This window comes from Pseudomonas sp. GW823-FHT02C02 (assembly GCF_058797635.1).
This window is the reverse complement of the sequence record NZ_JBXAJV010000005.1, coordinates 125,787-138,758: the sequence shown is the minus strand read 5'-3', so window position 1 is coordinate 138,758 and position 12,972 is coordinate 125,787. Positions and strand designations below refer to the sequence as shown.

Sequence of the window (12,972 nt, the reverse complement as noted above, 5' to 3'; positions counted from 1 at the left end):
AAGCCAGCCAAAGCCGCCAAGACACCGAAGTAAACAATGCCCGAATTGAATAGGCCCTGAGTCCAATGGCTCAGGGCCTTTTTCATGTCTGCAGTAAAGGCATGGCTCAGCGGTACAGCACTTTTTCCGCCAACTCGTCCGCCACCCGTGCCGGAGAGCGTTTTTCCGCCTGGGCATGGGCGAAGACTTCGGTCAGCCGCGAGGCGATTTTCGACAGGTGGGCGGTAATGGTTGTGAGCTCTTCGCCGCGATGCTTGAGCGAAACGTAGATCAGCCCGCCGGAATTGATCACGTAGTCCGGCGCATACAAAATGCCGCGCCGCTCCAGTTGATCGGCGACTTCCAGATGGGTCAGCTGATTGTTCGCAGAACCGGCCACTGCCGAGCAGCGCAGTTGCGTCACGCTGTGGCTGTTGAGCACACCGCCCAGGCCGCAGGGCGCGAGAATGTCGCACGGTGTACTGAGCAACGCGTCATTGGCGATCGGGTGAGCGCCCAATTGCTCCATCGCCAATTGCACCTTGCCATGATCAATGTCGCTGACCAGCAGTTCGGCACCGGCCGCATGCAGCTGTTCGGCCAAGGCATAACCGACGTTACCCAGCCCCTGGATGGCCACTCGCAGGCCTTCGAGGTTATCGCTGCCCAGACGGGCCATGGCGGTGGCACGGATGCCGGTGAACACCCCCATCGCAGCGTGTGGCGCGGGATCGCCCGCCGAGGTGGTGCTGGTGACGTGTTGGGTCTGTTGGGCGATGCAATCCATGTCCGCCACCGAGGTGCCGCTGTCGATCGCCGTGATGTAGCGCCCGTCGAGCTGATTGATGCAGCGGCCGAAGGCTTCGAACAGCGCCGCGCGGTTTTCCACATGGACCGGTCGAACAATTACCGCCACCCCGCCGCCCTGCGCCAGGCCGGCCAACGCAGCTTTGTAACTCATGCCCTGCGCCAGGCGAATGGCATCCTCGACCGCAGACTCGTCGCTGGGATAGGCAAGGTAACGACATCCCCCCAGGGCAGGCCCCAGGCGGCTGCTATGAATGGCAATGACCGCCTTCAACCCGGTGACCGGGTCGACGCTCAGATGCAGCGATTCAAGGCGAGTGCTTTGCATGAGAGCGAACATCGTCGGGCTCCCGAATCACTTCTTGTAGTCGCCAGTATAGGCTTGCGCCCAAAATTTGCAGAAGCGCACCGGAATAAGCGGCGCTGCATTGCAGGCTTTCGGGCATAACCTGCGACCTCATGTGTGCGGTACTGGACGAATGCCGGCGACGGGGCTAAAACGAGGCATTGCCCGGAGATTTCGATGACGCCGCGCCAACGTTTTTTTGACTGCCTGCAACGATCACCACCCGCGCTGTTCGAGGCCGCGCTGTGGATGGCGGCCGAACATGACAAAGAGGTGGATGCCGAGAAGGTGCTGGCAGACTTCCGAGACCTGCAACAGCGGGTCAGCCATGGCTTGCCGATGCTGCCGGTGAGCGAACTGGCCCAGCCGCTGCTGCGGCGCATGAATGACCTGGGGTTCGCCCAGGACGATTTCACCCCGTTGCGCCCGCAAGTGGCCCTGCTCAACAAAGTGCTGGAACTCAGGCGCGGCCAGCCGTTATCCCTGGGGCTGATCGCACTGGAGTTGGCCAAGCGCCTGGAGATCCCTTTGGTCGGGGTCAATTTCCCCGGTCATTTCCTGCTGCGGGTGCCGGGCGCCGATCATCTGCTGGACCCCTGCGGTGGCCGCCGCTTGTACCCCAATGATTGCCGTGAACTGCTGCAACGCCAGTACGGCCCGAACATGCAACTCAACGCCGAGCACATGCTGACCGCCGACCCTGTGCAGATGCTGCAACGGCTGTCACGCAATCTGCGTCAGTTGCACCTTGCCCACGATGACTACATCGGCGCCTTGATCGACGCTGAACGCGTGCTGGCACTGGGCAACGCCAACGCCGCCGATTACCTGGCCCGGGCCAGCCTCTATCAACGGCTGGACTGCCCGAACGCCGAGCGTTTCGACCTGGAGCATGCGCTGCTGCTCAGTGATGACCCGATCCAGCGGATTCGCCTGACTGAACGACTGGGGCATTTGCCGCCCAACTCAATCGTCCACTAACGCCCCCTGTAGGAGCGAGGCTTGCCCGCGAACCGGGCGCCTCGGTCTGTCAGCACGACCTCGTTATCGTTCTTCGCGGGCAAGCCTCGCTCCTACAGGGGGGGCGCGTGGGGCTTTAAGGGGTGTCTGGCTGGTTCGCCGGGTGGGCCTTGATGAAGGCGGGATGGGTTGCGGCCAACGCCGCCACTCGGCGAATCCGTGGATACGCCTCAAGCGAAATATTGAAACGTTCGGCGGCATAGAGCTGCGGGATCAGGTACACATCCGCCAAGCCCGGTTCGTTGCCAAAACAGTAACCGTCATCACCGATCAACTGTTCCACCGTCGCCAGCCCCTGGCTGATCCAGTGCCCGATCCACTCCACCACCTGCGGTTCATCGTGGCCCAACTGCCGCAGCTTGTTGAGCACGCTGACGTTATGCAGCGGATGCACGTCGCAGCCGATTACCGCCGCAACACCACGCTCATGAGCGCGCGCGGCCAGGTCTTTGGACAGCAACGGCACCTGTGGATAACGTTCCTCCAGGTACTCGATGATCGCCGGTGACTGGATCAACAGGCCGCCTTCATCGGTTCGCAAGGCCGGCACGCGCCCTTGTGGGTTGATGGCCAGATACGGCGCTTGCCGATGCTCGCCACCTGGCGGTGCGATCAGGTTGACCGGCAGTGCCTGGTAATCCAGGCCCTTGAGCGCCAACGCGATGCGCACCCGGTACGACGACGTCGAACGGTAGTAGGTATAAAGCTCCATGACCGGATCCTCTTAGCGCGCCGCGATCACTTTGCCACGGCATTCGCCGAAACCGATGGAGGCAAAACCGTCGCGGCTGCAACGGGCGCGCAGGATGATTTCGTCGCCGTCTTCGAGGAATTTGCGCACCTCGCCCGACGCCAGCTCGATCGGCTTTTTCCCGCCTTCGGTGATTTCCAGCAAGCTGCCGAATTGACCGCTTTCCGGCCCCGACAACGTGCCCGAGCCAAAGAGGTCACCGGCCTGCAACTGGCAGCCGTTGACGCTGTGGTGCGCGACCATTTGCGCCACGGTCCAGTACATATGTTTGGTGTTGCTGAGGGTCAGGCGATGGGCCGGGAGTTTTTGCTCGCGCAGGCCTTCGGTGAGCAACAGCACTTCCAGCTCGATATCGAACGCTCCTGCGGCTTGATCGCGCTTGTCGAACAGATACGGCAACGGCTGTGGATCGCCTTCCGGACGTGCCGGCTGAGCACGGCGGAACGGCTCCAGCGCTTCGGCCGTCACTACCCACGGCGAGATGCTGGTGATAAAGCTTTTTGACAGGAACGGCCCCAGCGGCTGGTATTCCCAAGCCTGGATGTCGCGCGCCGACCAGTCGTTGAGCAGGCAGAAACCGGCAATGTGATCGGCCGCATCACCAATGGCGATCGAGTCGCCCATCTCGTTGCCCGGGCCGATCCAGATGCCCAGTTCCAGCTCGTAATCCAGACGTGCGCACGGGCCGAAGGTCGGCTCGGCCTGACCGGCCGGCAAGGTCTGGCCTTTCGGGCGGCGAACGTCGGTGCCGGAGGGGCGAATGGTCGAGGCACGACCGTGATAACCAATCGGTACGTACTTGTAGTTCGGCAGCAAAGGGTTGTCGGGACGGAACAGTTTGCCGACGTTCTGTGCGTGCTCGATGCCGACGTAGAAGTCGGTGTAATCGTTTATTTTCGCCGGCAGGTGCATCTCGCAATTCGCCGCCAGTGGCAGCAGTTTTGCGCCTTGGGCTTCGATCTTGCCATGCAGGGTGCTGCCTTCAGCGAACAGGTCCAGCAGACGTTCGCGTAGCGCCACGCGAGCCTCACGGCCCAATTCGAAAAACGCATTGAGCTGGCCGCCACGGGTGGCTTCTACGGCGGTTTTTGCCAGGCCGTCGAACAGGCCGGCGTCCAGTGCCGCTTCCAGATCAAAAATATGTTCGCCAATGGCCACACCGCTGCGCGGTGCCGAACCTTTTACGCTGAACACGCCCAGCGGCAGGTTTTGCAGTGGGAAATCAGCGTGGCCGTTGGCGGAAGAAACCCAGCTACGAGTGATGGAAGTCTGAGTCATGGGTTATCTCCGGGTCGGGTCGAAAGTGGCGGGCAGCGAGGCCCAGCAGGCGTCGTAATTGGTTTGCAGTTGCGGGCAATCCAGGGCGAAACGGCTCGGGCGCAGCACCTGGCTGGTCTCGAACATGAACGCCATGGTGTTGTCGATTTTCGCCGGCGCCAAGTCAGCGTTGATTGCCTTGGTGCAGGTTTCGCCATCCGGGCCATGAGCACTCATGCAACTGTGCAACGACGCGCCGCCGGGCAAGAAGCCTTCGGCCTTGGCGTCGTACTCGCCCTTGATCAGGCCCATGAATTCGTTCATCAGGTTGCGGTGGAACCACGGTGGCCGGAAGGTTTTCTCGGCCACCATCCAGCGTGGCGGGAAGATCACGAAGTCCAGATTGGCCAGACCGTGGACGCTGGTCGGCGAGGTCAGGACGGTGAAGATCGAGGGATCCGGGTGATCGAAACTGACCGTGCCGATGGTGTTGAAACGGCGCAGGTCGTATTTGTAAGGCACGTTATTGCCGTGCCAGGCGACCACGTTCAGTGGTGAATGATCGAGCTCGCAGCCCCACAACTGGCCGAGGAATTTCTGTACCAGGGTGGTCGGTTGCTTGAGGTTTTCGTAATGCGCGACGGGGGTCAGGAAGTCTCGCGCGTTGGCCAGACCATTGCTGCCGATCGGCCCCAGATCCGGCAGGCGCAGTGGTGCGCCGTGGTTTTCAGCGATGTAGCCGCGAGCGTGCGGGTCAAGCAATTCGACGCGGAATTTCAGACCGCGCGGCAGCACGGCGATTTCCAGCGGCTCCAGGTCCAGCAGGCCCAGTTCGGTGGCGATGCGCAGGCGACCCTGCTCGGGCACCAGCAACAGTTCACCGTCGGCATTGAAGAACACGCGTTCCATGGAACGGTTGGCGCGGTAGCTGTAGATGCTGATCCCGGCGGGTTTTTCCGCGCCCGAGTTGGCGGCCATGCTCACCAGCCCGTCGATGAAGTCGGTCGGCTCGGTCGGGATGTCCAACGGGTTCCAGCGCAGGCGATTGGGAGTCACTTCCCCCAACGGACCACCGGCCAGTTGCCGCTCCAGTTTGACGAACGCCGGGTGATTGGCCGACGGCTGGATGCGGTACATCCAGGTGCGTCGCGCTTCGCTGCGGGCCATGGTGAACGCGGTGCCGGAGAACAGTTCAGTGTAGAGGCCGTAAGGGGCTTTTTGCGGGGAGTTCTGGCCGACGGGCAGTGCGCCGGGCAACGCTTCGCTGCTGAATTCGTTGCCGAAGCCTGACTGATAAGCCAGCGCTGGCGCCGTTGAATCGAGGTTCATGGAGCCTCCTGAACAGGGAGTAGGCAATGGCCTGTCGCTCTGCTGCAGAGGTCTCGGCACGCCAGGGTTATTTTTATCGTAATTCGATTACGCATAACGTAATTTGATTGGTATTGACCGTCAAGCTATAAAGACGCCCATTCGTCCCGGGATCACATCGCCTCCATGGAAACGCCGCGCAACAACGATAAGCAGAAAGTCCGCTCGGCCGAGGTCGGTACCGACATCCTCAAGGCCCTGGCCGAGTTGTCGCCCTCGACCTCATTGTCGCGCCTGGCCGAACACGTGCAGATGCCAGCGAGTAAGGTCCATCGTTATTTGCAGGCGCTGATCGCCAGCGGTTTTGCCGAACAAAACGCAGCAACCAACCACTACGGCCTAGGCCGTGAAGCCTTGCGCGTCGGCCTCGCCGCCCTCAACAGTATGGACGTGCTGAAAGTCGCCGCCCTGCCCTTGGCCGAGTTGCGCGATGAACTGAACGAAACCTGCTTTCTGGCGGTATGGGGCAATCAAGGCGCGACCGTGGTGCACATCGAACCGGCGGTGCGTGCGGTGACGGTGGTGACGCAATTGGGTTCGGTGCTGCCGTTGCTCAGCTCGTCCACCGGCCTGGTGTTTGGCGCGTTTCTACCCAAGCGCGAAACCGTGGACTTGCGCGATCAGGAACTGAAAGACACTGCCGACCACGCCTTGGCGAATGATCAGGCGTATGCGCAGTTGTGCGAACAGATCCGCGAACGTGGCCTGCATCATGTGCATGGGTTATTGATGCCGGGGGTGGACGCCTTGTCGGCACCGGTATTCAACGCGGTGGGGAACGTGGCGGCGGTCTTGACCATTGTCGGCCCGACCTCACTGTTTCACGCTGACGAAAACGGCCCGGCGGCGCAGCGATTGCTGGCGGCGACGCGGGCCGTGAGTTGGCGGATGGGGTATGAGACACCGCCGATGTCTGAAGATCGGAACTGATCAGCTCCGATCATTTATGCTCTGGATAACGCCTTGATGTGGGTCCCGACCATCAACCGATCACGCGGGTCGAACTCTCGGGGGTCCAGTGCGGCACAGCCACCGCAGTGACATAACTGATTCCAACCGGAACGCCCGTGACGGCCGAGAGCACGTCGGTCAGATCCCTGATTGTGGACAGCAGACCAAGTGCAGAGGCCGCCGATCCTACCGAAGCGACCTTACCCAGGTACATGAGGATTGCCCCACGCCATGCGGCAGCAAAATGCGCATTGGCGCCTGCAGAATCCCCATGGCTGGATGCAATGATGCCTTGCACGATCGAATGACTGATCTTCAACACACTGACGGCGAATCCCACCGGCGGGACAAAGATCGAGATCACATCCAATGCCACTTCGAGAAGAATCTTGGTCTCCTGCCAAAACGCTTCGACTGGCGTGGTGGTCAGGACATCCAGATCATCAAGTGCTCGATTAATCAGACTTTCGTACTCGGCCTTGAAGTTGTAGACCGGATGGGTTCCGCCCAACCCCGGTACTGGCAGCGAACCTTGCGGATCTCCGGACTTGCTGATGTAGGCGCCGACCCTGTCCTGCCCACGTAAACCGGCCAGACTCCGAAGATGCTCGCCCAAAAGTCGATCGTTCTGGATAGCCTTGGATAAATCACCGACCCAGATAAAGGACTTGCCAGGCGAATTCGGGATATAGGCAAACTTCACATGCCCCTCACCAAAAACGTAACCCCCCGCTATGCGGGCACCTTCAAGCCAGAATTCATAAACCCCTTCGCCAGGTTCACTGCCGGGTGAAACACCGTCTGGCGTCCTTGTGTCTCGATCCAGCCCCTTGATTGACTCGATCAGCCAATCATAATGCGCCGACGGCAACGTGCCATTGAGCTTTTGCGTCAGTGCCGCCCTGAACATCTCGTTTTTCTTGAGCTCCCGATACAGGTTTGCCCGCAGATCAATATCCGGCGTCCATAGAAAGTTTGATTTCAGATAATGGCTGTAATGCTTGCCTGGCATCAAGTCGATTAGCTGATTGAGCGTACTGGAATTCAGCTCAGTCATTGGCTCGCCCGTGTCCTTCCACCAGAACTCAGACACCCGGATACTGTCTCTAAGCGTATTCGATCCAGGCAGCAAGATTTTCTCGAACACATTCGTATCGCTGCGCCACAGATGCCAATTGATAAATAACTGTGTCAGCGTCATTGCGCCTTTATGAAACTTCACCATGACTCGATCAGGATCGATTCGGCGATCGCCCGCCCGGCCCAGATACTCATTCAAATGGTTCATGACCAATTCACGAGAAAACTTTTGAAGGCCCTCAATATGAAATATGTCTTTTGACGCGTTATAGATGGCCTTGAAGTCCGTGGTCAAACGATTGAACAGCCGGCGATCAGACGTAGGGGCGTTTCGGTACCAATGGGGCGTGACGGCCTTTTCTTCCGCGTCTTCCCAGTCAAGGACACTTTGAATACTGCCCTTTAACATTTCACTTTCAACCCAGGCAACAAGATTGACCTGGTCCCACCATGCTCTGCCCTGAATCCTCTCCCTCGGTTCACCACGCGGCCATTCCTTGCCGAACACTTCATGTTCCAGGTTATGTCGATCACTCACATGCACTTGGGTTCGAAGGTAGGTGCGTCCCTCTTCTTCAAGGGCCCACAACCCTATATACCGTTGCAGACTGTCCAGATCGGAGAATTCGTACCAGTCTTTATTCATCGGGGAGCCCGGTGCATAGAGCACGTACGTTTTGAGATTCGAGTCTCCTCCTTTCCTCCGGTAGACAATGAGATCCTTCAAGGGCTTGAAGTTATAGAAAGCGCTTAACGCAATCCCAGACGCTTCAATAGAGGGATCACCAAAGTTGTAACGCTGAACAATATCCTGCGCAGTCGAGGTGACGTGTTTTTGCAAGATGGCGCCGAACAGGGTCAAAGCTGTCTTTCGACCCAACACTTCCCGCATCGCTTCCTTGACGTTCTGCTGGCCATACACTCTCTGCCGTGCGGGGCCGTACGCCAGACGCAGATCCAGCGTTTCAATGGCTCGCATTATGTTTTCAGGCGTCAGTCTGGCGAGGTCATGGTTTTTCTCCAGCGTAATCGTGTAGCGCCCTGCCTGATCATGTGCCCCATACATGAACGCTTGGGTCAGTGTTTTCCGCTCAATGTGTTCTACCCGTTTACCATTCGCCATCCTGACCGAGTGCTGAATATTCACGAACACCGTGTCAGGATCGATTCGCTCGTCGGTTCCCGGCGAGATAAACGCCTCTACCGCCTGTCGGGCATAAGCTGCAAGAGTCACCACGTCCTTGGTCAACTCATGAAGCTGAATCTGGCTTTCAAGCAAGTTCTTCTCCAGACCGACATATAGCTGCTGATTGGTGACATAGGCCTTCTTAAACCACTCGGGCCGAGCGTTCTCCAGCATCGCCTTGATCAAGAGCACATTTCGCGCATTTTCAGAGCGTACAAATGTATCCATGGACAGAACAGAATCCAGCGGTACCCACGCCGCCTCGGTATGCGCGCCGACGGTCACTAATTTTCGTACTTGATAGATGACATCAAGACTTTGCCTCGCCAGCACGCCGTTATTGCAATGCTCAAACAGATCTTCAAGGATTCTCGCGTAGCGAATCGCTGGAACACTCGATACCAGACCTCGCTCGTCCTCCGGCAGCCCCTGCAAAAGTTCGGTGCGGTTTGACGCATCGGATAACCGCTGTTGCAACGTTTTATGAAGGTCACTCACGGTGCCGAATTTTTCCAATCCACCGAATGGTGAATAAAGAACAACCTCTTGACTGACTGCTGGATTCAGTTCATTTGCAACAGCGCCAGAAAGAGAAATCACAAAGGTGGATGCCAGCGTCGAAAAACCCCCCTGTTGTTTTTCAACCGAGACGGCATAGCAGGTACTTGGCAGTCCCGAACCGATTAAACCATTGATGGTCGCGACGTCGCCTTTGGACAACAGATTCTCGCTGGCCGCCAGGTCCAGTTCGCGCCAGAAAAGTCGCGCCTGAAGAGTGCGCAACTCCTGTTTAGGCGACGGTAAAGGACGATTTCCACTATCAACCAGAGAGGATACGCGCCAATATTCACCTAATACGGAACTGCATTTCTCAGGCAGGTTTTGCATCAGTTCGGCGATCATTTTTCCAACGTTTGCCACATCCAGATATTTCAGCCTGAAGGTTTCTGTGCCGATCTTATCCAGCTCATACATTCCATATATATCAGCAGTGTATTGGGGTGGCCTGCCGCGCTTTAAGCACTCAAAAAACACATCTAGCAGGTTGCCGGTGGGTTCCGCAGATGTTGGACTTGCACCCGAACGAAGATTTACAAAACGGCGTGCTATAGAGCCCTCTGAATCCATCTTCTGAAATTCGGTCGTCAGGACAACCTGAAGAACCGCCTTGAACGAAGGAATTTTCCTGAGTGCTTCGAGTAAATTGTTACGTGCTTCACGTACTTGTTCCAGCATTGCATTTGTTGCTTGCTCGTCTTGCATTAGAAATCTCGTTAGTTTGATCATAAAAAACGGCACGTTGCTGCCGATTAACTTGAGACCAAACTAAAACAGATCGCCTTATTATTAAAAACTCAAAAAATCTTTCAACATTTGTACAAACAACTTAAACACAGAAGCGACACATAAAGAAAAAACGAAATAGATGAAACCGTACCCCTCACAACAAAGCGACGCACTCAGCCACCGCTGAGTTTTACACTGTGACAACCGCCTCACCCCAACCTTCAATCAATCATTAAAACACCAGACCTTACATATAAGATGAAACATCTCCCAGTGCAATTTTTCCCAACCTGAAAACAACGTAAAACAGAACCGACTATTCGCACTCTGTGGGCGCCCCCCTCAATAAAAAGTTTTGCGCTCTTCAATCCAATAAACCGACACTCTTGGCTTTCGCAACCGCCTGAGTCCGGCGTTCCACGCCCAACTTCCCGTGAATTCTCCGTGCATGTGTTTTCACCGTATGCAAGGAGATAAACAACTGCTCGGCTATTTGTTGATTCGAATTGCCCAGAGCAATCAGCTTGAGCACCTCCACTTCACGCTGACTAAGCGGATTGACTTCACTCACCTGCAGATTTTTTTCCGAACGATCCCAACCATCATCCAGTACTGGCAGAAGATCAGGCTTTCGCAATTGCAACTCAACAAGCGCTTGGCGAAGCCCATGGTGCTCAGAAAGATTCAACCCTTTGCGCAACCAATCTCGGGCACCGACGCTGTCACCGTTCTGCCACGCGACTTCGGCTGCGCCGAACAGCAATTCGACCTCCAGCGCCAGCATGCCTGCGAGCTGCGATTGTTCGAGTGCCTCGGCGAAATGGCTCAGCGGGTTTTTGGCCTGGTGCAGGTCGACCTTTGCCAACACCAACAGATAATCGATCCGTGCGATCAACATCAGGGTCGCGGGAGGCGCCTGCCGTGCATGCGGGCCACGATAGTGGCGCAGTACTCGACTGAGCGCCTCATGGGCCAGTTCCGGGCGCCCCTGCTGTAGCCATAATTGACTGCTGATCTGCAATAGCACACCGCGGTAAACGGTGTCGGGAATCTGCCGTTGCTGCATCAAGCGCTCGGCATCGCGAAGATAGACAAATGCTTGGGCATAGTCGCGCTGATTGGCCGCCACCTGCGCCAAACCGAGGAAACCGTAAAGCACCCGTTTGTCGTGGTTGCGCATACAGATAGACAGCCCCGCTTCGAAACACGCAACAGCCTGCGTATCCAAGCCCTGGCACAAACTCAAGCGCCCACGGTGCAAGGCAATTCGCCCCAGCAGGGGTTCGGCAAGCCGCTGCTGTTGAGTGAGCATGTTCTGAACGTTGGCGAGCAAATGGTCGGCTCGCTGAGGAGCACCACGTTGCTCCAGCAATTGCGCATGATCAAGTTCCAGCAGCCCTTCGAAAACCAGCGAGCCTTGCGCACGCGCCAGGCACAACGCATCGCGATTGATGGCTTGCGCCACTTCGAGCTCGCCCCTGAGCAGGGCCTGTTGCGTCAAACCCGACAGACACATCAAGCGCACAGGCCAGAGGTCAGGACCGAGCACATTCAGCGCATCGAGAAAATGCGCGCTTGAACTGTCCATCCGCCCTTGAAGATGCAGCAGCCAACCCTGCTGCGCCTGCCACCGTGCGATCAGTTGCCGCTGCAGAATCGCCGAGGGCTGCGGGATGAATCGTGACAACTGCTCGATGCAATCGGCGGCTTGCTCAAACCGCCCGGCAAACAACGACGCCGCCGTGATCAACCCGACCAGTTGCGGCGAACCGTACATCAGCGCGTCACCTTGTTGCTCGTACAACCGCAACAACAGCACGACGGTCTGCTCCTCGAATAAATGCTCGAAACTGAAATGCTGCAACAGGCTGACCGCGACCTCGAACTCTTCGGCCAGCAAGGCCTGTTCGAACGCAGCTTTCCAGTCCTGCTCGGCGGCAAACCACTGACAGGCACGGCGATGCCAGGAGCGTCCGGCCGGCCATTGTTCATCGCGCATCAATTGCGTGAGTGGGGAGAAGATCTGCAGCCAGTCGGCGGAGTCCTGCCAGGGCTCGATAAAGCACCCCAGATCCTGCAACGTCTTCAGGCATTGCGCGCCCTCCCCTGCGCCAAACAGGTGATCGCACAGCCGTGCGTTGAAGCGTGGCAAATGCGCGAGTACCCGCCAGGCTTCCGTCAACTCGGGGGTCAGGCCGGAAAACAGTTCGTGTTCGAGGTAATCGAGCAATGTGTCAGGTCGGCTGTGATACGGGTCGTTGCGCGACCAGTCGCATTTTTGCAGCAGCGCAATGCGTACACCGGCGCACCAGCCGCCACTGCGCTGGATAATCTTGCTGGCAGCGGTGCTGGCATCGGCCGGTGTCAGGTGGCGCAACAGCGAGGCAATCTCCGTTTGATTGAAGGCCAGCGTGGCGCGCTCGCATTCGTACAATTCATCATCGAGCAGCAACCGCGGCCAGTTGCATTGCGGGCGACGGCGGGCACCCAGCCACCAGATCAGCGCCGGGCTGCTGACGGCCAGCATGCGATCCAGCAGTTGATCGAGCTCCGGGTTCGGAACGCGGCAATAGTCATCGAGAAACAGCCAGGTCGGCACCTGCAATCGAGCCAGCGCACCGAGCATCGCCGGCTCTTCTGCCGAAGCCAGCCCCAGCGCTTCTGCCACTCGCTGACGAAAATCCACCGTGCTCATCGCTATGCCAGATAACGGCAACCAGCACACCCTGCATGGCGGCGGCGCCTGTAAAAGGCAGTCGGCGAGCAGCGCAGTCTTGCCACTGCCGGCGGGCGCGCAGAGTAATTTCACCCGGGACGTGGACGCTAGCAAGGGACCGGTCAATCGATCACGCGACAGGTGATGAGAGGACAGACGGGGCAGGAATCCAGAACGGTCAAGACACGGGGTCATGGCGGTCATTGCGGCGTGCCTATTTATAA

The 12,972-nt window shown here is 58.0% G+C and carries 8 protein-coding genes; 2 read left to right on the top strand and 6 right to left on the bottom strand.

The annotated features are described in order from the left end of the window. Positions 1-106: 106 nt before the first annotated feature. Entirely contained in the window at positions 107-1,126 is a 1,020-nt protein-coding gene (locus AC1ROI_RS10640) for a Glu/Leu/Phe/Val dehydrogenase family protein (RefSeq protein ID WP_010463187.1), read from the bottom strand. 183 nt (positions 1,127-1,309) lie between these two features. Here AC1ROI_RS10640 and AC1ROI_RS10635 point away from each other — a divergent pair, with 183 nt between their 5' ends. Continuing rightward, complete coding sequence (locus tag AC1ROI_RS10635; protein WP_010463189.1) at positions 1,310-2,113, top strand: SirB1 family protein; 804 nt, start codon at positions 1,310-1,312, stop codon at positions 2,111-2,113. 115 nt (positions 2,114-2,228) lie between these two features. Here AC1ROI_RS10635 and maiA read toward each other — a convergent pair whose 3' ends face one another. The 3 genes from maiA to hmgA are packed head-to-tail and all read right to left on the bottom strand — an operon-like array spanning position 2,229 to position 5,489. Beyond that, positions 2,229-2,864: a maleylacetoacetate isomerase gene (gene maiA, locus AC1ROI_RS10630; protein ID WP_102594595.1), complete on the bottom strand. Its 636-nt coding sequence runs from the start codon at positions 2,862-2,864 to the stop codon at positions 2,229-2,231. A 12-nt stretch (positions 2,865-2,876) separates the two neighbouring features. Then, complete coding sequence (gene fahA / locus AC1ROI_RS10625) at positions 2,877-4,181, bottom strand: fumarylacetoacetase (protein ID WP_102594596.1); 1,305 nt, start codon at positions 4,179-4,181, stop codon at positions 2,877-2,879. Positions 4,182-4,184: 3 nt separating this feature from the next. Then, positions 4,185-5,489, bottom strand: a complete 1,305-nt coding sequence (gene hmgA / locus AC1ROI_RS10620) for a homogentisate 1,2-dioxygenase (protein WP_102594597.1) — start codon at positions 5,487-5,489, stop codon at positions 4,185-4,187. A gap of 165 nt (positions 5,490-5,654) precedes the next feature. Here hmgA and AC1ROI_RS10615 point away from each other — a divergent pair, with 165 nt between their 5' ends. Continuing rightward, the gene (locus AC1ROI_RS10615) at positions 5,655-6,458 is read left to right on the top strand and encodes an IclR family transcriptional regulator (protein ID WP_010463197.1); all 804 of its coding nucleotides are present in this window, start codon (positions 5,655-5,657) and stop codon (positions 6,456-6,458) included. 52 nt (positions 6,459-6,510) lie between these two features. On the opposite strand, the gene AC1ROI_RS10610 is transcribed toward AC1ROI_RS10615, so the two are convergent. After that, positions 6,511-10,008 (bottom strand): dermonecrotic toxin domain-containing protein, encoded by a 3,498-nt coding sequence (locus AC1ROI_RS10610; protein WP_083375004.1) that lies wholly within the window; start codon positions 10,006-10,008, stop codon positions 6,511-6,513. Positions 10,009-10,396: 388 nt separating this feature from the next. Further along, entirely contained in the window at positions 10,397-12,952 is a 2,556-nt protein-coding gene (locus tag AC1ROI_RS10605; protein ID WP_102594598.1) for a LuxR C-terminal-related transcriptional regulator, read from the bottom strand. Positions 12,953-12,972 lie beyond the last annotated feature (20 nt).

Bases quoted from the DNA above. Each gene is read 5' to 3' on its own strand.
- AC1ROI_RS10635 (WP_010463189.1), top strand. From the start codon at position 1,310: ATGACGCCGCGCCAACGTTTTTTTGACTGCCTGCAACGATCACCACCC.
- fahA (WP_102594596.1), bottom strand. From the start codon at position 4,181: ATGACTCAGACTTCCATCACTCGTAGCTGGGTTTCTTCCGCCAACGGC.
- AC1ROI_RS10640 (WP_010463187.1), bottom strand. From the start codon at position 1,126: ATGTTCGCTCTCATGCAAAGCACTCGCCTTGAATCGCTGCATCTGAGC.
- AC1ROI_RS10615 (WP_010463197.1), top strand. From the start codon at position 5,655: ATGGAAACGCCGCGCAACAACGATAAGCAGAAAGTCCGCTCGGCCGAG.
- AC1ROI_RS10605 (WP_102594598.1), bottom strand. From the start codon at position 12,952: ATGACCGCCATGACCCCGTGTCTTGACCGTTCTGGATTCCTGCCCCGT.
- AC1ROI_RS10610 (WP_083375004.1), bottom strand. From the start codon at position 10,008: ATGCAAGACGAGCAAGCAACAAATGCAATGCTGGAACAAGTACGTGAA.
- hmgA (WP_102594597.1), bottom strand. From the start codon at position 5,489: ATGAACCTCGATTCAACGGCGCCAGCGCTGGCTTATCAGTCAGGCTTC.
- maiA (WP_102594595.1), bottom strand. From the start codon at position 2,864: ATGGAGCTTTATACCTACTACCGTTCGACGTCGTCGTACCGGGTGCGC.